The following is a 19,403-nucleotide window of genomic DNA, read 5'->3' on the forward strand; positions in this document are numbered from 1 at the left end:
GGGAGCAGCAGTGGGGAATATCGTGCAGGCGCAGGGGGCGAACACCGAAGGCCGGGCGGGGCGCAAGGAAGTCCGGGTCGGTCTCTCGACCGCGTCGGTGTATCCGGAGAACACCGAGGCCGCTTTCCGGTACGCGGCCGAACTCGGTTATGACGGGGTGGAACTCATGGTGTGGGCCGAACCGGCCAGCCAGTCGATTTCCACCGTGCAGCATTTCGCGCACAAGTACGACGTGCCGGTGCTGGCCGTGCACGCGCCGTGTCTGCTGATCTCGCAACGGGTCTGGGGGCGGACCCGATCGCGAAGCTCACCCGCAGCGTGCACACCGCCGAGGCGCTGGGCGCCGCGACCGTGGTGGTGCACCCGCCCTTCCGCTGGCAGCGCCGCTACGCCGAGGGCTTCGCCAAACAGGTTGCCGAACTGGAAAGTTCGAGCCCGGTGGCGGTGGCGGTGGAGAACATGTTCCCGATGCGCGCCGACACGCTGTTCCGCGGCAGTTCGATTCAGCGCCTGGAACGCCGCGGCGGCCCCGGCCCGTCCATCACCACCTTCGGTCCCTCCTACGAACCCACCGACGTCGGTTTCCGCCACTACACCCTGGACACCTCGCACACCGCGACCGCGGGCATGGATCCGCTGGTGCTGGCGGGCCGCATGGGTTCCGGCCTCACCCACCTGCACCTGGCCGACGGCCGCGGTGCCGCCACCGACGAGCACCTGATTCCCGGCGACGGCACCCAGCCGGTAGCCGAGCTCTGTGAGATGTTGGTGCACAACGGTTTCGACGGCCAGGCTGTCATCGAGGTGAACACCCAGATGGCGCGTACCACCATGGACCGCGCCGCCATGCTCAATCGCGCGCTGACTTTCGCCCGCACCCATCTCAACGACTTCACCCCCGCCCCGGCCCCGGAGCCCACGGCCGCTCACCGCGGCTGAGCCGCGTCGATCCGGTTCGCTGGAATTGGTCCGGTTCGCTGGAAGTGATTCATCCCACCGCCCGACCGGAATGTTCGAGGCGTCCGTTTACGCTGTACAAACCATGGCGGAAGGGCAGCGGATGACAACGGAGTCGACCGTCGATCTGGAATCGGCGAGCGGATTGGCGAACGCGCCGTTCGGTCGTGTGTGCGCGATGACCGAACTCGATTCGACGACCCCCGAGGTCGGTCGCTTCGCGGGTTCGATCGACCCCATCTGGACCATCGGCCCGAAGGTGCACGGCGGCACCATGGTCGCGAGCAGTGCGGCCGCCGCCACCGAATGGCTGCGCCGCACCGCACCCGACCACGCCGCCATGTTCCCGATCTCGGCCAGCACCGACTTCCTCGGCGCTCCCGATCCGGGCGAGGTCTCCTACGAGGTGCGCACCCGCAAGCTGGGCCGCCAGATCGGACTCGTCGACGCGAGCCTCATCCAGAACGGCCGCACCCTGGTGCACACCGCCTTCACGTTCAGCCACCTTGACGACTCGGATCCGCACTACGCCGACGACCACGCGGGCGATATGCCCGCCGAGCCGCCCGCCGACGCCCTCGCCTACGACGAGCGCAACCCGATGGGCAAGCTCGTCCACGTGGCCCGGGGCTCCTCGGTCGCCATCGACCCGAAGTGGGCCCGCTTCCTGTCCGGCGAGAAGTCCGATCCCCGCCTGCGCCTGTGGATCCGCCCCCTCGAAGGCGACGAGGCCGACCCCGACGTCTCCGCCTTCTTCGCCATGATGTCGGCCGACATGAGCCCCCCGGTCCCCATGAACCTGGGCCATTTCGGCTGGGCCCCAACCGTTCAGATGACCACCTACCTCCGCCGCCGCCCGGCCTCAGGCTGGCTCCGCGTCATCGCCCGCGCCCGCGAGGTCGGCCACCGCATGTTCGACGAGGACCAACTGGTCATCGACTCCACCGGCGCCATCGTCGCCCAGAGCCGCCAACTGGCCCTGATACCGACCCGTCTCTCCGAGCCTTCAGCGCGCGGCTGAGAGCCGTCGGCGTTGGCGATGCGGGCCGCCGGTTGGGAGCCGAAACCACTTTGGGCGTACCCGGTGAGTTACCCCGACCGTTGCGAAATCAGTTGTCGCCTCGGCATACGAAGGTGAGGCGCTGCGCGCTGAAATCGCGGCGCGACGGTACAGCTAGCCTTTATCCATGACGAGGATTGCGGTAATCGGCGGTGGCCGGATCGGGGAGGCGTTGATCGCCGGGCTGCTCGAATCCGGGCGGGCGAGCAAGGATCTGGTGGTGGTCGAGCCGGTGGCGGCGCGGGCGGAGTTGCTGGCGGACCGTTTCGGGATTCGCGTTACCGATGACATCGCCGATGCCGCCGAGTCCGCGGACCTCATCGTGATCGCGGTGAAGCCCAACGATGTCGACGGTGTGGTCGGAGAGCTGGGCAAGGCCGAGCTCGGCGACGACCACGATCAGGTGCTGGTGTCGCTGGCGGCCGGCGTGCCGACCGCGCGCATGGAATCCCGGCTGCCGGCCGGCTTCCCGGTCGTGCGCGTCATGTCGAACACCCCGATGCTGGTGGGTCAGGGCATGAGTGCCATCGCGCCGGGCCGCTACGCTCGCAAGGAGCAGCTGACCCTGGTCACCGAGATGCTCGAGGCGGTGGGCAAGGTGGTGACGGTCTCCGAGTCGCAGATGGATGCCGTGACCGCGGTGTCGGGTTCGGGTCCGGCGTATTTCTTCCTGATCGTCGAGGCCATGATCGACGCCTCGGTGGGTCTGGGCCTGAACCGGGACGTGGCCACCCAGCTGGTCACCCAGACCATGCTCGGCTCGGCGGCCCTGCTCGAGGAGTCGGGTCAGTCTGCCCCGGAGTTGCGTGCGGCCGTCACCTCGCCCGCGGGCACGACGGCGGCGGGTCTGCGGGAGTTGGAGCGGGGCGCGGTGCGTTCGGCTTTCCACGACGCATTGCATGCCGCAAAACGCCGTTCCGTGGAACTCGGCGCCGTCGCGGACTAACGTTGTTGATGCGGTTGTCGCGCTCGCCGCATTCAAAACTGCTCGGTTGCTAGTTTGCTGCCGAAGGCCGACTCGCCACAGCAAAGGCTGATTTCTCACACCCGTCGCAGCAATCCCACTGGTCCCGCTAAGCTTCAAGGAGCACGTGCGTGTCTGTTCCGCCGGTGGGGAAGCCGGCGGCGCGGACGTGCCGGAGGTCAGTGGCGCAATGATGTCTGGAAACAGCCAAGCGAGGTCCGGAAACAGCCCAATCAACGCGGGATCCGTTATCGGCGGAGGTACGCAGTTCCTCACCGTCGCCGAGGTCGCGAATCTGATGCGGGTATCCAAAATGACGGTGTACCGGCTGGTGCATTCGGGAGAGCTGCCCGCGGTGCGGGTGGGGCGTTCCTTCCGGGTGCACGCCAAGGCGGTGCACGACTATCTGGAGACGTCCTACTTCGACGCGGGGTAGAAACGCCCGGCTAGTCATCCAGCCCCACCGGTTTCGTTCGCCGGAGAGTGGCCCGGTAGCATGGACCGGCATCCTGTACGTGCCGGTGGTGCCGCCGGGTCCATCTCGGCCCGTATCGGGTAGGGACTGTGCAGGGTCAGACAGTGTGCACCCCGTTGACGCGGGGATGACCCGAGAGAACGCGAGGAACAACCCTATGGGTTCTGTGATCAAGAAGCGCCGCAAGCGCATGTCGAAGAAGAAGCACCGCAAGCTGCTTCGCCGCACGCGTGTTCAGCGTCGCAAACTCGGCAAGTAAGTCGCTGCGTCGTAGCTGGAAGCCCGTCACCTCGGTGACGGGCTTTCGCTATTTTCACGGGTGATTGAAGTCATCGTTAGATCCTGGTTAATACCCTTCGGATGCCCCCTACTCGCCGGTTACCCTGGGAGCGCGGGAATAAGGCAGTGATATTTCAAGATGGGGGCTCGAGTGGGATCCGGTGCGGCAGGGACCCGGGACGGGCAGGCACCCAAGGTTGTCATGGTGACCGGCGCGAGCCGGTTCTTCGGCGGCAATGTGGTGGCCCGGCTGGCGGCCGATCCTGCCGTCGAACGGATCATCGCCGTGGATGCCAAACAGCCCAGCCGGGAGTTGCTGCGCCGCATGGGGCGCGCCGAATTCGTTCGCGCCGATATTCGGAATCCGTTGATCCGCAAGGTTATCGACGGAAATCAGGTGGACACGGTGGTGCATCCCGCGGCACTGTCGCGCCCGCCGTCGGGTGGCGGCCGCGCGGCCATGAAGGACATGAACGTGCTGGGGGCCATGCAGCTGTTCGCGGTGTGCCGCAAGGCATCCAGCGTGCGGCGGGTGGTGGTGCGTTCCTCGTCGGCCGTCTACGGGTGCAGCGCCAAGGATCCGGTGAAGTTCACCGAGGAGATGAGCGCGCGCACCCCACCGCGCGGCTGGTTCGCGCGGGACATGGTCGAGGTGGAGGGTTTCGTCCGCGGTCTGGCGCGGCGGCGGCCCGACATCTCGGCGGCCATTCTGCGGTTTCCGCCGATCGTGGGTCCGCAGCTGGCCAAACGCGGTGTGCAGTATTTCCGTTCGCCGATCACGCCGACCATCCTCGGCCGCGATCCGCGCATGCAGCTGCTGCACGAGGAGGACGGCATCGCCGCCCTCGTGCACTCCGCCATGACGGCACCGGGTGGCACCTTCAACGTGGCCGGGGACGGCGCCATGGCGCTGTCGCAGGCCATCCGCCGGGCCGGGCGGGTCGAATTACCGGTCCCGTACGCGGTTTTCCGCACCGGCGGGCGCACCGTCATGGGCCCGGTGATGCGGGAGTTCACCGCGGAGCAGATCGACTATTTCCACTTCGGCTGCGGTCTGGACACCACCCGGATGCGCACCGAACTCGGATTCCAACCGCGCTGGACCACGGTGCAGGCATTCGACGACTTCATAGGGGGCGCAGCGTTGCGGCCCGTAATCGATCCCGCGTGGATCGATGCCGCAGAGAAAAAACTTCTCGGTCTGCTCGGGGCCGGGACGGGAGCACACCAATGAGTGATGTAGCGAAGGTGATTCGTCTTCACGACGTGGATTTCGAGGCGCGGCACAATCGCCCGTCTCGGGTGTGGCCGGTGGGGGAACCGGCCGCGCTCACCCCGGTGACCTCGCTGACCGATCGGCTCGCCGAAGCCGAAGCGCGCCAGCCCAAGTCGCTGGGCGAGCTGATCCGGGGGACCGTAGCCGACGGGGTCCGCTACACCGCCGATTTCGCCCGCCGTCGCCTCACCGGCGACTACCAGGTCGACGAATTCGGTTTGGACGAGCACCTTCTCGAATCGGTCATCCTGCCGATGCTGCGGCCGCTGTCGGACCTGTGGTTCAGGGTCGAGGTGTCGGGCATCGAGAACATTCCGGAGGTGGGCGGCGCGCTGGTCGTGGCCAACCACGCGGGCACGGTGCCGCTGGACGGGCTGATGCTGCAGCTGGCCGTGCACGACCGGCATCCCAAGCAGCGGGCGCTGCGCATCCTGGCCGCAGATCTCATCTTCGAGGCGCCGCTCATCGGCGGGCTGGCGCGCAAGGCCGGGCACACCCTGGCCTGCCCCTCGGACGCCGAAAGGCTGTTGCGCGCGGGCGAAGTCGCGGGCGTGTTCCCGGAGGGCTACAAGGGCATCGGCAAGCCGTACTCGGACCGGTACAAGCTGCAGCGTTTCGGCCGTGGCGGTTTCGTCTCGGCGGCGGTGCGCACCGGGGTGCCGATCATCCCGTGCTCCATCGTGGGCTCGGAGGAGATCTACCCCAAGCTGGCCGACCTCAAGCCGCTGGCCCGGCTGCTGGGTATCCCGTATTTCCCGGTGACGCCACTGTTCCCGCATCTGGGACCGCTGGGCGCGATTCCGTTCCCGTCCAAGTGGTACATCGAATTCGGCGAACCGATTTCGACCTCGGGATACGAACCCGCAGACGCGGATGATCCGATGACGATGTTCGAAGTGACCGATCAGGTGCGCGAAACCATTCAGGGAACGCTGTACAAGAATCTGATCAAGCGCCGTAATCCGTTCACGGGTTAGAGAATTCGCACAGATATACGAACGGCCCGGTCCGATTGGACCGGGCCGGTTCATTTTTCGGCCTAGCTGGCTCTGGCTTCCCGCTTGCGGGAAAGCACAGCGGCCGCCGCGCCACCGGCCGCGCCGAGCGCGATGGCCGTCGGCACACCGACTTTCGCGGCCTTGCGGCCGGTGCGGAAGTCGCGGATCTCCCAGCCCCGGTTCTTGGCGACCTCGCGTAGGTCCGCGTCCGGGTTGATGGCCACCGCGGTGCCCACCAGCGAGAGCATGGGGACGTCATTGTGGCTGTCGGAATAGGCGGTGCAGCGCTTGAGGTTCAGGCCCTCGCGAATGGCCAGGGTGCGCACCGCGTGCGCCTTGCCGAGCCCGTGCAGGATGTCGCCGACCAGGCGGCCGGTGAACACGCCGTTCTCGCTCTCGGCGACCGTGCCCAGCGCGCCGGTCAGGCCGAGGCGCTTGGCGATGACCTGCGCCAGCTCCACCGGCGTCGCGGTGACCAGCCAGACCTGCTGGCCCGCGTCCAGGTGCATCTGGGCCAGCGCCCGGGTGCCCGGCCAGATCTTGTCGGCGATGATCTCGTCGTAGATCTCCTCGCCGAGCGCGGCCAGTTCGGCGGTGGGACGCCCGGCGATGAAGGACAGCGCCTTCTCCTTGCCGGAGGCCATATCCGAGTGGCTCTCCTTGCCGGTCACCCGGAATTTGACCTGTTTCCAGGCCATATCGACCAGGTCGGAGGTCTTGAAGTACTTGCGCGCGGCCAGCCCGCGGGCGAAGTGCACGATGGACGCGCCCTGCACCATGGTGTTGTCGACATCGAAGAAGGCGGCGGCGGTGAGGTCGCGGGGGACCGCGGGGGCCGGCGTGTCGTCATCGTGCGCCTGCAGGGCGAGTTCGGCGTCGTGCAGGGCCAGAGCGGCATCGGCGCTGGCCTCACCGGCCAGATTGGCGCGGACCTCTTCCTCGCTGGGGCCGAACGGGCTGCGGGTGATGCGGGTGAACTGATCCTGCAGGTCGGCCAGGCTCTGACCCCAGCGCGCGGGGAACTCACCGAAGTGGCCCGCGATGAAGCTCGTCCCCTGCTCTTTCGAACGTTCCGGCACCAGTACCTCCGCCTGCTCCGCTATCACACCGGTCAGCCCGCGACCAATACGCAGGGTGCATGCGCCGGCACAGTCAACAGTAACGCCCACTGATGGCCGGAACGTAGACGGTGAACGACATAACGGAGAGTTGTTAGATGGTGGCTATGAGCGATTCTCCACATGCTGTGACTCTGTTGACCCGCAATGGCTGCGGACTGTGCCATACGGCACTCGAGCAATTGCGCCCGATCTGCGCCGAGTTCGGCATCGAGGTGGCGACCGTCGATGTGGACGAGGCCGCGGCCACCGATCCCGGCCTGCGCGCCGAATACGGGGACCGGCTGCCGGTGGTGCTGCTGGACGGGCGCGAGCACAGCTATTTCGACGTGGACGAACCCCGCCTGCGCGCCGACCTCGCGAAATAGCGAGTGATAGGGGACTTTTGGGGGCCGCGAACCCGAACCCCCTTCCCCCGTCCGCTCCGGTGTGTTGCGTAGCGGGTTCGGGCCGATGAGGGTTGAATGAACCCGGGGCCGGAGCCCGCCGCAAAGTGACTGAATTCACCGACTTTGTGCAGGGCTTCACAAGCGGTTACGGTGGTGGCACGCAACCCGCGTTCAGCGGACGCGACCCCCTGAACCTGACTCGACCTCGCCAGTAAGGACCGCGACGGTCTCCCGGCGTCGGGTCGACAAAAGAACCCGGACACTCACCCCCGGCCGGACGAGGAGCGCAAGCGACGTGACAGAGCAGCACGAGACGCCGCCGACTGGCGTCTCCAAGGCTCTGCAGAAGGACATCCCGCAGGCCACGGTGGCCCGGCTGGCTACGTACCTTCGTGTGCTCGCCGTACTCGCCGACGACGGTGTAGCCATCGTATCGAGTGAGGAACTGGCTGTCGCGGCGGGTGTCGGTTCGGCCAAGTTGCGCAAGGATCTTTCGTTCCTCGGGCCCAACGGCGTTCGGGGTGTCGGCTACGACGTCATCAAGCTGCGCGACCGCATCGAGGATGTGCTCGGACTGTCCGAGGGACACCGGGTGGTGCTGGTCGGAGCGGGTCATCTGGGTCGGGCGCTGGTCGGTTACGGCGGTTTCCGCCGCCGCGGTTTCGCCATGGTCGGGCTGTTCGACAACGATCCCGCGGTGATCGACACCGTGGTGTGCGGACTGGTCGTCCGCGATGTGGCCGAATTGGCCGATGCCGTGGCCGCTTTGGAGCCCACCATCGCCGTCCTCACCGTGCCGGACACCGCCGCGCAGGGCGTGTGCGATCTGCTGGTGGACGCCGGGGTGCAGTGCATTCTGAGCTTCTCGGCGCTGGCGCTGGACGCGCCCGCCACCGTCGAGGTGCGGCGGGTGGATCTCGCGGTGGAGATGCAGCTGCTCTCGTTCGAGCGGGCCCGCAATGCGGAATCGGCCGCCGAGGAAGCGATGAGCGCGGCCGCCGCGGGCGGCGCCGCCAATGACGTGAGCGTGGTGTCCACCCCGATTCGCCGGGTGGCGACGATTCAGATGCCTGCGGGCGGCCCGGCGGCGGGCGCGGAGACAACCAGCAAGGGAGCGGTGGTCCAGCCATGAGTGTGCTTCTCGTCGGGATCTCGCATCGAAGTGCGCCGGTGGCGGTGCTCGAGAAGGTCGCCATCACCGAGACCGACCGGCCCAAGCTGACCGACAAGATGCTGGCCTCCAGCCACGTTTCCGAGGCGATGATCGTCTCCACCTGCAACCGCATCGAGGTCTACGCGGTCGTGGACGCCTTCCACCCGGCGCTGGGCGAGATCGGCGAATTGCTCACCCGGCATTCGGGTCTGCCGCTGCCGGAGCTCACCAAGCACGCCTACGTGCGCTACGCCGAGGCCGCGGCCGAGCACCTGTTCGCGGTGGCCTCGGGCCTGGACTCGATGGTGGTCGGCGAGCAGCAGATCCGGAGCCAGATCCGCGCCGCCTACGCCGCCTCGGACGCGCAGCAGGCCTCCGGGCGCACCCTGCACGAGCTGGCCCAGCACGCGCTGCGGGTCGGCAAGCGGGTGCACTCCGAGACCGGGATCGACCGCGCGGGCGCCTCGGTGGTGTCGGTGGCGCTGGATCGCGCCGCCGCGGTGCAGGGTCCGCTGGCCGGGCGCACGGCGCTGGTGCTGGGCGCGGGCGCGATGGGCGGGCTCGCGGTGGCGCAGCTGGCGCGCGGCGGGGCCGCGAAGGTCATCGTGGTGAACCGGACGCTGGAAAAGGCGCAGCGGCTGGCGAATACGGCCACCACCATGCACGGGGTGGCGGCCGAGGCCATCGAGATCGATCGGCTCGACGAGGCCATGGCGTCGGCCGAGGTCGTGGTCACCTGTACCGGCGCGGTCGGCACCGTGGTGACCCTCGCGGATGTGCATCGCGCGCTGTCCGCCAAGGCCGGTGCCCGCGAACTGGTCATCTGCGATCTGGGCCTGCCCCGGGATGTGGACCACGCGGTGGCCGGGCTGCCCGGCGTGACCGTCATCGACATGGAGACGCTGCAGCGCGATCCGTCGGCCGGCGCGGCCGCCGACGACACCGCCGCCGCGCGCACCATCGTGGCCGACGAGCTTTCCAAATACCTTGCCGGACAGCGCATGGCCGAGGTCACCCCGACCGTCGCCGCGCTGCGCCAGATGGCCGCCGACGTGGTGGAGGCCGAGCTGCTACGCCTGGATTCCCGACTACCGGGACTGGAATCGACAGAACGTGACGAGGTCGCACGTACCGTGCGACGGGTGGTCGACAAGCTGCTGCACGCGCCGACGGTGCGGGTCAAACAGCTGGCGTCCACCCCCGGCGGGGACAGCTATGCCGAGGCGCTGCGCGAGCTTTTCGAACTCAAACCCGGTGCGGCACAAGCGGTTGCCGCGCCGATGGAGATCTCCGCCCTGCAGGGCGAACTGGCCGACGATTTCACCGCCGCCCACCCGGGTGACGAACAGGGGCTGACCGCATGACCGGAGCAATGGTGCACGAGAACGAGACAACAGTCCGCGGGACAGTAGATTCGCCTTGGCGCATCGGGACCCGCGGCAGTCTGCTGGCGCTCACCCAGGCCGGGCACGTGCGCGACGCCCTGATCGCCAACGGCCAGCAGGCCGAACTGGTGATCGTGAAGACCGCCGGTGACCGCAACGCCACTGATCCCGTGCAGAAGATCGGCGTCGGTGTGTTCACCGCCGCGCTGCGCGAGGAATTGGCCGCGGGCACCGTCGATATCGCGGTGCACTCGTACAAGGATCTGCCGACCGCCCAGGACCCGCTGTTCGATATCGCCGCCATTCCGGGCCGCCAGGATCCGCGCGACGCGCTGGTCGCCCGCGACGGCCTGGTGCTGGGCGAGCTGCCCGCGGGCGCGAAGGTCGGCACCTCCGCGCCGCGGCGCTCGGCGCAGCTGAAGGCGCTGGGCCTCGGCATCGAGATCGTGCCGCTGCGCGGCAATCTCGACACCCGGATTTCCAAGGTTGTCAACGGTGAACTCGATGCCGTCGTGGTGGCGCGGGCCGGGCTGGCCCGCATCGACCGCCTCGACGCCGTCACCGAATCACTCGAACCGGTGCAGATGCTGCCCGCCCCGGCGCAGGGCGCGCTGGCGGTCGAGTGCCGCAGCGCCGACACCGAACTCGTGACCATCCTGTCCGCCCTCGACGATCCCGGCACCCGTGCCGCGATCACCGCGGAGCGGATGCTGCTGGCCGAACTGGAGGCCGGCTGTACCGCACCGATCGGTGCGCTGGCCGAGGTCGTCGAATCGCTCGACGACGACGGCCGGGTGGTGGAGGAGTTGTCGCTGCGCGCCTGCGCGGCGGCGATCGACGGCTCGGACGTGATCCGGGCTTCAGTAGTGGGCCCGGTGGCGGATGCCGAGGAACTGGGCCGAGCACTGGCGCGCGAGCTCTTGGAGCTGGGGGCGCGCGAACTGCTCAGCGTCACAGAGGGTTCGAACAACGAGGAATCGAACAACGTGGAATCCGCTGAGCTCACCGACGACAGCAATCCCAGCCCAATGGAGAACCAACGATGAGCCGTGTGACGAAGAAGAATCCCGGTCGGATCCTTTTCGTGGGGTCCGGGCCCGGTGATCCGGCGCTGCTCACCGTGCGTGCCCGGGAGGTGATCGGCCGCGCGACGCTGGCGTTCACCGATCCCGATGTCGACAAGGGCGTGCTCGCCCTGATCGGCACCGCGGTCGAGGAGAGCCCGGACGGGACCCGTCCGGTGGACGTGCGACCCGCGCTGGGTGACGCCGCCGAGGTGGCCAAGACCCTGATCGCGGAGGCGCGCAACGGTTTCGATGTGGTGCGCCTGGTGTCCGGTGATCCGATGACCACCGATTCGGTCATCCACGAGATCAACGCGGTCACCCGCTCGCATCTGAACTTCGAGGTGCTGCCGGGCCTTTCGGCCGGTACCACCGTGCCCGCCTACGCGGGCATCGAAATCGGCTCCAGCCACACCGAGGTGGATGTGCGCGGCGAGGTGGACTGGGCGGCCGTGGCCGGCGCGCCGGGTCCGCTGGTGCTGCACGCCACCTCCGGGCACCTGGCCGAAACCGCTTCCGCGCTGGTGGAACACGGCCTCGCGCCGCAGACCCCGGTGGCGGTGACCGTGCGCGGGACCACGCGTCAGCAGCGCACCATCGACGCCACCCTGGCGACGCTGAACAATGCCGCGTCCGAACTGGTCGGCTCGCTGGTGGTCACGGTCGGCAAGGAGGTGGACAAGCGCGCCAAGACTTCCTGGTGGGAGTCGCGGGCACTGTACGGCTGGACCGTACTGGTGCCGCGCACCAAGGAGCAGGCCGGTGAGATGAGCGAGAAGCTCGTCAACCACGGCGCCATTCCGATGGAGGTGCCGACCATCGCGGTCGAGCCGCCGCGCAGCCCGGCGCAGATGGAGCGCGCGGTCAAGGGTCTGGTCGACGGCCGCTACCAGTGGGTGGTGTTCACCTCCACCAACGCGGTGCGCGCGGTGTGGGAGAAGTTCGGCGAATTCGGCCTGGACGCCCGCGCTTTCAGCGGTGTGAAGATCGCCTGCGTCGGCGAGGCCACCGCGGAGAAGGTGCGCTCGTTCGGCATCAACCCGGAGCTGGTGCCCTCGGGCGAGCAGTCCTCCGAGGGCCTGCTGGCCGATTTCCCGCCCTACGACGACGTTTTCGACCCGGTCAACCGGGTGCTGCTGCCGCGCGCGGACATCGCCACCGAGACCCTCGCCGAGGGCCTGCGCGACCGCGGCTGGGAGATCGACGATGTCACCGCCTACCGCACCGTGCGCGCGTCTCCGCCGCCCGCGGAGACCCGCGAGATGATCAAGACCGGTGGTTTCGACGCGGTCCTGTTCACCTCGTCCTCCACGGTCCGCAACCTGGTCGGCATCGCGGGCAAGCCGCACGCCCGCACCATCGTGGCCTGCATCGGCCCCAAGACCGCGGAGACCGCAATCGAATTCGGCCTGCGCGTCGACGTCCAACCCGAGGTGGCCCAGGTCGGCCCCCTCGTCGAGGCGCTCGCCGAACACGCCGCCCACCTGCGCGCCGAGGGCCTGCTGCCCCCGCCCCGCAAGAAGAGCCGCCGCAGCCGCTGAGGCTCCGGCCCGACCGGCCCGCACATCGGCCCCGCATCGACAGCGATGCGGGGCCGATGTCTTTCCACTGCCTTACGTGCCTGTGCGTACCGTCGGAACCGGCTGCCGCCGTGGCTCGGTCGGCCCCCGCTCGCCGATTCGATCCGATTCCGGTGTGTCACAACGATTGCGAATCGCCGGATGACCGGGCAGTGGCGGCAAGGCCGCTATGCCCGATGGCGGCGGACCGACGGGTGGCCGGTGCCGACTGGTCGGCGGACGGCCAATGATGGTTGGGCCGTGGCCTTTTCGCATTCGCTGGGTGGATGCCCATGGTGTGAGTGCCCATGGAAATGCTGGCGTTTCACCCTTGATGGCGGCCGATACAGTTCGGTCGTAATCGATCTTCGAAAGGTGAATTCATGAAGCGCACGGCTATTGGGCTGCTGGCCATGACGACGATCGCGCTGGGCGCGGGCCTGTCTCCGGCGGCGGCGTCCGCGCCGGAGCAGGACTCGGTTGCCGCGGCGGTCGCCGATAACCCGGGTGTCGGGTCCTCGGGTTCCTCCGGCTCCGATGCCGTGCGGTTCGTGCCGATCCTGATCAATACGATCGTGAAGTGCCTGACCGCCGGTTCGGGCGGCATCGTGTCGCCGGGCTCGACCCAGACCGGCTGCCTCAACTAGGCCGACTGCCCGTGGTGGAGGCTCCCCGACGCGCTTGCGCGGCCGTCGGAGTGCCTCCATCGCGATCAGCGAGCGGTCAGCGCTGGGCCGCCATCAGGCGGCGGACCATGCGGCAGGTGGCATCGGAGGGCCAGTGCACGCCGATGACTTCGGCTGTCTCGCGGATGGTTTCGTTCGTCGCCTGATCCGGGCTGAAGGCGCCGGAATCCAGCAGCGCGATGGCCAGGCGCATGGCCTTCAGGCGGCGATTGTGCGAGATGTACCACGTGCGCGGCCTTCCGGCCGGCAGCGGCTGTTTGGCCAGTGGCATCCAGGCGTGATCGATCACGTCCCCCTTCTTCGGCACCCCGGCGGGCTTGTTCCTCTTGTCGGACATGCTGGTTACGGCTGCGAGCACGGCCATTCCTTCCGTTGCGATCCGGACCCGCACCCCTGTCCCGAGCATCGAGCAGGTGGTGCGACCCCATCGAACACATCTTCGATTCTACTCGGACCCACCGACAAAATTCGCTGCTCACAATGACTTTCACGGCCGCGCCGGGCCGGGGCGAAGAGGCGCGCGCATCCGGTTCGCGCGTCGGGCATATCATGCGTGCATGACCGGAATGGACCGCCCTCGGCGGTTGCGCCGCACTCCCGCCATGCGTCGGCTCGTCGCCGAGACCAGCCTGGAGCCGCGGCAGCTGATTCTGCCCATGTTCGTCGCCGACGGACTCGACGAACCGCGCGAAATCTCCTCCATGCCAGGCGTTTTCCAGCACACCATGGATTCGCTGCGCAAGGCCGCGGTGGAAGCGGTGGCCGCGGGCGTCGGCGGGCTCATGCTCTTCGGCGTGCCGAAGGCGGAGGACAAGGACGCGCAGGGGAGCGGGGCCAGCGATCCGGACGGCATCCTGAATCGCGGCCTGCGCGCGCTGGTGCACGAGGTCGGCGGGTCGACGGTGGTCATGGCCGACACCTGCCTCGACGAGTTCACCGACCACGGCCACTGCGGCGTGCTGGACGACGACGGCGCGGTCGACAATGACGCCACCCTCACCCGCTACGTCGAAATGGCGCTGGCGCAGGCGGAAACCGGCGCGGATCTGCTGGGCACCAGCGGCATGATGGACGGCCAGGTGGGCGCGATCCGCGAGGGGCTCGACGCCGCCGGATACGCCGACACCGGCATCCTCGCCTACGCCGCGAAGTACGCATCCGCCTTCTACGGCCCCTTCCGCGAGGCCGTCGGCTCCTCGTTGCAGGGCGATCGCCGAACCTATCAGCAGGATCCGGCCAACCGCCGCGAGGCGATTCGCGAGCTGGAACTGGATCTGCTGGAGGGCGCGGACATCGTCATGGTGAAGCCGGCGATGTCGTATCTGGACATCCTGCGCGAGGTCGCGGACCGCTCCACGGTGCCGGTGGCGGCGTATCAGATCTCCGGCGAGTACGCCATGATCACCGCCGCCGCGCAGCGCGGCTGGATCGATCGCAAGGGCGCGGTGCTGGAATCGCTGCTCGGTATCCGGCGGGCGGGCGCGGACATGGTGCTCACCTACTGGGCCACCGAGGCCGCGCACTGGTTGCGGTGAGCGGAACCGAGTAGCTCCTGTCGTGAATCCGATGGTCCCACCGGGTGTTTCGCGCCCGTCGCCGGAAGACGTCCGCACCGCCTGCCAGCTCTGGTACGCCGCGCTGGGTGTCGGGGTGGTGCAGTTGGTCGCCACGCTCGTCGCGCAGTACGGGCAGCGGCACGAGTTGGCGCAGCAGATGTTCGATCAGGTCAAGGCGCAGCAGCCGGCGGTGACGCTGGCGCAGGTGCAGACCTGGACGGTCATCGTCTTCTTCCTGGTCGCCGTGTTCTGGCTGGTCCTCACCGGGGCGGCGGTGGGGGTGGTGTATCAGCTCGGCCGTGGAAAGGCCTGGGCGCGAGCGCTGCTCACCGGATTCGGGGTTTTCCTGGTGCTCGGCGCGGCCGGCACGCTGTTCGGGATCGGGGTCAAGCACAGCGCCGCCGCGCTGGTGGCGGGCGGCGCCAATATCGTCGAGGCGGTGCTGGCAGGTGGGGCCGTATTCCTTTGCTACCGAAGTGAATCGGAGGCGTACTTCCGCCCCGGGGCGCAGTAGGTACTCCTGAGTTTGTTACGGGCGTACTAACGGGTATGGTGAGGGCAGTCACAGGGATTTCGGGAACCGGAAGCCGGTCGTCATGCGTTGAGCGATGGCGCGTATCGGCTCCGGGTAAGGCGGAGGCAACGATGCGAGTGGTGATCCAGCAGCCGCACAGCCTACGGCGGGATGTATTGGTGCTGAGTCTGCTGTTCCTCTTCGGACTGCTCACCCTCGCCGTGCTGTTGATTCCGGGCCTGGCCCGCTGAACGATTCCACGATCTTTACGCTCGACCTATGAGTGAGGCCATCAACGCCCCCGGGTCCGTGCTGTTCTCCGAGCCCGGCGCGCGCTGGCGCGCCATCGCGTACGGGCCCGCGCTGTGCACGATCATCCTGGTGATCGAGGTGATTCGCGGGGGCGCCATCCACTGGTTCGGGCTGGCGTTCTGCGCGCTGCTGCTGGCCGGGTTCGTGTGGTTGCAGGTGGTGGCGGGCCGGCGGCACATCAGTGTCGAGCTGACGCCGGAGAGTCTGCGCGAGGGCACCGAGGTGACCTCCTTGCGCGACATCGCCGAGGTGCTGCCGGAGGAGGACGAGGAATCCTGGGATTATGAGGATTGGCAGTCGGCGCGGGCGCTGGGTGAGCTGAGCGGAGTGCCGCGGCGGCGCAGGGGGTTCGGGCTGAAGTTGAAGGACGGGCGGCTCGTGCAGGCGTGGGCGCGTGACCATCTCACGCTGCGGGCCGAACTCACGGCCGCGCTGGAGCGGTTGAACGGTGGAACGGTCGAGGAGAAGGAGGCGCGGTGATGCGGTGGCCGACCGTGTTCGCCGAATTCGTGCTCGTGCCGGTGCTGGTGGTGGCGGCGGTGTGGTGCTGGCGCAACGGTATTCAGACCACCGTGTTCAAGCCGCAGGGTGAGGCGCCGACGTTCGGCGCCACCCGATATGTCGGGCCCTGGCTGGCGGGATCGGCGGTTTTCACCATCGGGGCCGGACTGCTGTTCATCGATGTTGTGGCGCGGGCATTTTCACCGTCTCGGGGGCAACGGGGCCGCGAGCGCTGACCTTTTCGCCGGTTTTCAGAGGAGTGGGCCCCGCATGTCGGGCCGACACTCCGGAGGTGGGGGTGCGAAGTCGAGTTTTGTCTTGGGCGGCTTCGTGCGCGGGCGGAAGATAGTGTTCATGAAGCGAATTGATCTCGTGAAACGCATCGCCGCAACGGTGCTGGCCACGGGTGTCGTCGGCGCGGTGGCGGTGGCTCCGGCCGCCGCAGCATCGGTCGATGCCGTCCCGGATCTCCGGGCGCAGCCCGTGGCCTCCTGGGAAGACCTACTACCGCCTCAATTGAATTGCCTGATATCCACCGGATGGGCAGTCTTCTGCCTGGGGATTCCGCTCTCGTAGCGGGGCCGTGTCACCGAGCCGGTGGCGGCGGCGCGACCGCAGACCGCGCCGCCGCCCGGCTCGCGAAAGCCGTCAGACCGGTTGACGCGAAGTACTCGGTCCCGGTTCGCGAAGCGCTCATCCCCAGTTCTGGTAAATATCCAGCACCCGGCCGCCGCGGGTACCCGGAGCATTGAAGAAGACCACCACGCTGCCGTCCGGGTGATCGCCGGCCTCCATGATCACCTGCCGCAGTGAGGCATGCACGCCGCCCTTGTCGTCCTTATATATCGAGGTGTCCGGCTGCAACCCGGCCCCCATCCGGCTCAAGGGCACGAACATGCTGATCACCGCGGGGATCGGACCATCGGCGATAGCGACGGTTTCATCATGCGACAAGGCCACCCCCACCCGCCCCTGATCGATCTGGGCAAACGGCACCCCCGCGGACGCCGCGCCACCCGCGGCCACGGCCCCGGCGGTGATCGCTGCGATTCCAACCCCGAACAGAACGACCCGCATTCGTCTCGCCCTCTCTCCGAAGCAGTCTCCTGCGCCGAGACATTACGCATCAGCAATCGACTAGCGAATAACGTTGTACGAAACTCATTTCGGCGTGTTGCGTGCGGCGTGTCCATGCTGGCCGCGCCGCGGTACGCCGACCCGGTGCCGTGCGATGTCGGCCTACATCCGGGGGGCGTGCGCGGGCTCGGGACGGAGTGATCCGAGGTCGGGGAGTGTAAGCGCGGCTGCCGAGTGCGGGTTTGCATCCGGGATGCGAAGTTCACCCCCGGGGTGCGAGGATGGCCGGTTCGGCTGTGGGACCCACCACTCGACTACACCCTGTCGTCGACGGGGGTTGGGGCGGCTGAGAGACTGGGTGCCGTGAGTTCTTCTCCGCGTGTGAGCCAGGTGTCGGTCCCGGTCTCAGCCCAACTTTTCGAACGCGCCGCGGCGGTCATTCCGGGTGGCGTGAATTCGCCCGTGCGCGCGTTCAAATCCGTGGGCGGGACGCCGCGATTCATCGCGTCCGCGCGGGGTTGCACGCTGACCGACGCCGACGGCAACGAGTACGTCGATCTGGTGTGCTCGTGGGGTCCGATGATTCTCGGGCACGCGCACCCGGCAGTGGTCGAGGCGGTGCAGCGGGCGGCCACGGGCGGGCTGTCCTTCGGCGCACCGACCGAGGCCGAAATCGAACTCGCCGAGACCATCGCGGGCCGGGTCGCACCGGTCGAGCGGGTGCGGCTGGTGAACTCCGGTACCGAGGCCACCATGAGCGCGGTCCGGCTGGCGCGCGGCTTCACCGGGCGCGGCAAGATCGTCAAGTTCAGCGGCTGCTACCACGGACACGTGGACGCGCTGCTGGCCGACGCCGGTTCGGGCGTCGCCACCCTGGGCCTGCCGACCTCGCCGGGCGTCACCGGTGCGCAGGCGGCCGACACCATCGTGCTGCCCTACAACGACCTCGAGGCCGTGGCCGCCGCCTTCGCGGCGAACCCGGGCCGGATCGCGTGCGTGATCACCGAGGCCGCGGCGGGCAATATGGGCGCCGTCGCGCCGCGGCCCGGATTCAACGAGGGGCTGCGCAAGCTCACCGCCGAGAATGGCGCACTGCTGATCATGGACGAGGTCATGACCGGTTTCCGGGTGAGTCACTCGGGCTGGTTCGGCCTCGACGGTGTGGCCGGTGACCTCTACACCTTCGGCAAGGTGATGAGCGGTGGCCTGCCGGCCGCCGCCTTCGGCGGGCGCGCCGACATCATGAACCACCTGGCTCCGATGGGTCCGGTCTATCAGGCGGGCACCCTGTCCGGGAATCCGGTCGCGGTGGCCGCGGGCCTGGCCACGCTGCGCGCCGCCGACGAGCAGGTCTACGCGACGCTGAACAAGAACGCCGAGCGCCTAGGCGCGCTCATGACCGAGGCGCTCACCGCCGAGGGCGTCGGGCATCACGTGCAATTCGCGGGCAATATGGTCAGCGTGTTCTTCGCCGAGAACCCGGTCACCGACTACGCCGCCGCCAAGGCGAGCGAAACCTGGCGTTTCCCAGCCTTCTTCCACGCGCTGCTGGACGCCGGCGTCTACGCGCCCCCGAGCGCCTTCGAAGCCTGGTTCGTCTCGGCCGCCCTCGACGAGAACGCGTTCGACCGCATCGCCGCCGCCCTCCCCGCCGCCGCGCGCGCCGCGGCGGCCGCCACCCCCGAAGGATCCGCCGCGTGAGCTCCGCCCACCCCGACTCCGGCCTACCCGCCCCGGCCCCCCACGAGGCCCCGCTCTCCGCCGCCGAGGCCACCCGCCTGCTGGACTCCATCCGCCAGGCCGAACACGACCTGGCCGTAACCGGCGAACACATCGCCGTCTCCCCGGCCACCGAATCCGCCGCCACCACACCGGAATCCGACAATTCCGACGCGGCCACCGAGGCCGAACCCGCCGCCCAGCCCGCCGCGGCACCGGCAGTCAACAAGGCCGCCACCGCCGCACCCGAATCCGCGGCGACGACCGCCGCCGAATCCGCCCCGCAGACCCAGGTACCCGGCGAATCGGGCGTGGCCGCCTCGGCGCCGAGCGAGATCGCCACCGGCACGGCCGATTCTCT

The 19,403-nt window shown here is 68.5% G+C and carries 21 protein-coding genes and 1 pseudogene; 19 read left to right on the forward strand and 3 right to left on the reverse strand.

Features of this window, described 5'->3' with window-relative positions; translation table 11 throughout:
• Nucleotides 1-22: 22 nt before the first annotated feature.
• From NS2_RS13520 to NS2_RS13550, 7 genes and pseudogenes are all read left to right on the forward strand, one after another.
• Nucleotides 23-939: pseudogene (locus NS2_RS13520) on the forward strand (sugar phosphate isomerase/epimerase family protein).
• Nucleotides 940-1,060: 121 nt separating this feature from the next.
• Complete coding sequence (locus NS2_RS13525; protein ID WP_081985900.1) at nucleotides 1,061-1,978, forward strand: thioesterase family protein; 918 nt, start codon at nucleotides 1,061-1,063, stop codon at nucleotides 1,976-1,978.
• A gap of 166 nt (nucleotides 1,979-2,144) precedes the next feature.
• Nucleotides 2,145-2,963 (forward strand): pyrroline-5-carboxylate reductase, encoded by an 819-nt coding sequence (gene proC, locus NS2_RS13530; RefSeq protein ID WP_033087809.1) that lies wholly within the window; start codon nucleotides 2,145-2,147, stop codon nucleotides 2,961-2,963.
• Between the two features lie 211 nt (nucleotides 2,964-3,174).
• On the forward strand, nucleotides 3,175-3,417 hold the full coding sequence (locus NS2_RS13535; RefSeq protein WP_045437601.1) for a helix-turn-helix domain-containing protein: 243 nt from the start codon (nucleotides 3,175-3,177) through the stop codon (nucleotides 3,415-3,417).
• 196 nt (nucleotides 3,418-3,613) lie between these two features.
• On the forward strand, nucleotides 3,614-3,715 hold the full coding sequence (locus tag NS2_RS13540) for a 30S ribosomal protein bS22 (RefSeq protein WP_003402602.1): 102 nt from the start codon (nucleotides 3,614-3,616) through the stop codon (nucleotides 3,713-3,715).
• A gap of 222 nt (nucleotides 3,716-3,937) precedes the next feature.
• Nucleotides 3,938-4,969: an NAD-dependent epimerase/dehydratase family protein gene (locus NS2_RS13545; RefSeq protein WP_033087831.1), complete on the forward strand. Its 1,032-nt coding sequence runs from the start codon at nucleotides 3,938-3,940 to the stop codon at nucleotides 4,967-4,969.
• On the forward strand, nucleotides 4,966-5,988 hold the full coding sequence (locus tag NS2_RS13550; protein ID WP_036545873.1) for a lysophospholipid acyltransferase family protein: 1,023 nt from the start codon (nucleotides 4,966-4,968) through the stop codon (nucleotides 5,986-5,988). The genes NS2_RS13545 and NS2_RS13550 overlap by 4 nt, the downstream gene beginning before the upstream one ends.
• A gap of 62 nt (nucleotides 5,989-6,050) precedes the next feature.
• Here the strand turns inward: NS2_RS13550 and NS2_RS13555 are convergent, their stop codons facing one another.
• Nucleotides 6,051-7,088, reverse strand: coding sequence for an HAD family hydrolase (locus NS2_RS13555; protein ID WP_033087830.1), 1,038 nt, complete (start codon nucleotides 7,086-7,088; stop codon nucleotides 6,051-6,053).
• 146 nt (nucleotides 7,089-7,234) lie between these two features.
• Between NS2_RS13555 and NS2_RS13560 the strand changes: the two genes are divergently transcribed.
• The 6 genes from NS2_RS13560 (at nucleotide 7,235) to NS2_RS13590 (ending at nucleotide 13,324) form a co-directional block, all read left to right on the forward strand.
• Entirely contained in the window at nucleotides 7,235-7,495 is a 261-nt protein-coding gene (locus NS2_RS13560; RefSeq protein ID WP_033087807.1) for a glutaredoxin family protein, read from the forward strand.
• A 316-nt stretch (nucleotides 7,496-7,811) separates the two neighbouring features.
• Nucleotides 7,812-8,648, forward strand: coding sequence for a redox-sensing transcriptional repressor Rex (locus NS2_RS13565; protein ID WP_033087806.1), 837 nt, complete (start codon nucleotides 7,812-7,814; stop codon nucleotides 8,646-8,648).
• A complete protein-coding gene (locus NS2_RS13570) occupies nucleotides 8,645-10,033 on the forward strand; it encodes a glutamyl-tRNA reductase (protein WP_033087805.1) in 1,389 nt (462 codons plus the stop codon). Before NS2_RS13565 ends, NS2_RS13570 begins: the two co-directional genes overlap by 4 nt.
• Before the next feature lie 8 nt (nucleotides 10,034-10,041).
• Entirely contained in the window at nucleotides 10,042-11,100 is a 1,059-nt protein-coding gene (gene hemC, locus NS2_RS13575; RefSeq protein WP_045437594.1) for a hydroxymethylbilane synthase, read from the forward strand.
• Nucleotides 11,097-12,659 carry a bifunctional uroporphyrinogen-III C-methyltransferase/uroporphyrinogen-III synthase gene (locus NS2_RS13580; RefSeq protein ID WP_033087804.1) on the forward strand — a complete coding sequence of 521 codons (1,563 nt, stop codon included), beginning with the start codon at nucleotides 11,097-11,099 and terminating at the stop codon, nucleotides 12,657-12,659. The genes hemC and NS2_RS13580 overlap by 4 nt, the downstream gene beginning before the upstream one ends.
• Before the next feature lie 401 nt (nucleotides 12,660-13,060).
• Nucleotides 13,061-13,324: a hypothetical protein gene (locus NS2_RS13590; protein WP_033087803.1), complete on the forward strand. Its 264-nt coding sequence runs from the start codon at nucleotides 13,061-13,063 to the stop codon at nucleotides 13,322-13,324.
• A gap of 76 nt (nucleotides 13,325-13,400) precedes the next feature.
• Here NS2_RS13590 and NS2_RS13595 read toward each other — a convergent pair whose 3' ends face one another.
• Nucleotides 13,401-13,721, reverse strand: a complete 321-nt coding sequence (locus tag NS2_RS13595) for a hypothetical protein (RefSeq protein ID WP_228102601.1) — start codon at nucleotides 13,719-13,721, stop codon at nucleotides 13,401-13,403.
• A 199-nt stretch (nucleotides 13,722-13,920) separates the two neighbouring features.
• Here NS2_RS13595 and hemB point away from each other — a divergent pair, with 199 nt between their 5' ends.
• From hemB to NS2_RS13620, 5 genes are all read left to right on the forward strand, one after another.
• Nucleotides 13,921-14,898, forward strand: coding sequence for a porphobilinogen synthase (gene hemB, locus NS2_RS13600; RefSeq protein WP_033087801.1), 978 nt, complete (start codon nucleotides 13,921-13,923; stop codon nucleotides 14,896-14,898).
• 31 nt (nucleotides 14,899-14,929) lie between these two features.
• Complete coding sequence (locus tag NS2_RS13605; protein ID WP_052086386.1) at nucleotides 14,930-15,433, forward strand: hypothetical protein; 504 nt, start codon at nucleotides 14,930-14,932, stop codon at nucleotides 15,431-15,433.
• A gap of 279 nt (nucleotides 15,434-15,712) precedes the next feature.
• A complete protein-coding gene (gene mce1N, locus NS2_RS13610; RefSeq protein ID WP_033087799.1) occupies nucleotides 15,713-16,225 on the forward strand; it encodes a transport-regulating membrane protein Mce1N in 513 nt (170 codons plus the stop codon).
• Entirely contained in the window at nucleotides 16,225-16,482 is a 258-nt protein-coding gene (locus NS2_RS13615; RefSeq protein ID WP_052086370.1) for a hypothetical protein, read from the forward strand. The genes mce1N and NS2_RS13615 overlap by 1 nt, the downstream gene beginning before the upstream one ends.
• 118 nt (nucleotides 16,483-16,600) lie before the next feature.
• Nucleotides 16,601-16,822 carry a hypothetical protein gene (locus NS2_RS13620; RefSeq protein ID WP_143161480.1) on the forward strand — a complete coding sequence of 74 codons (222 nt, stop codon included), beginning with the start codon at nucleotides 16,601-16,603 and terminating at the stop codon, nucleotides 16,820-16,822.
• A 117-nt stretch (nucleotides 16,823-16,939) separates the two neighbouring features.
• On the opposite strand, the gene NS2_RS13625 is transcribed toward NS2_RS13620, so the two are convergent.
• On the reverse strand, nucleotides 16,940-17,323 hold the full coding sequence (locus NS2_RS13625) for a hypothetical protein (protein WP_033087797.1): 384 nt from the start codon (nucleotides 17,321-17,323) through the stop codon (nucleotides 16,940-16,942).
• A gap of 363 nt (nucleotides 17,324-17,686) precedes the next feature.
• Between NS2_RS13625 and hemL the strand changes: the two genes are divergently transcribed.
• The gene (hemL, locus tag NS2_RS13630) at nucleotides 17,687-19,024 is read left to right on the forward strand and encodes a glutamate-1-semialdehyde 2,1-aminomutase (protein WP_045437597.1); all 1,338 of its coding nucleotides are present in this window, start codon (nucleotides 17,687-17,689) and stop codon (nucleotides 19,022-19,024) included.
• The last annotated feature ends 379 nt before the right edge of the window (nucleotides 19,025-19,403 follow it).

The sequence above is a fragment of the Nocardia seriolae NBRC 15557 genome, from assembly GCF_007990715.1.
GTDB classification, from domain to species: Bacteria; Actinomycetota; Actinomycetes; order Mycobacteriales; family Mycobacteriaceae; genus Nocardia; species Nocardia seriolae.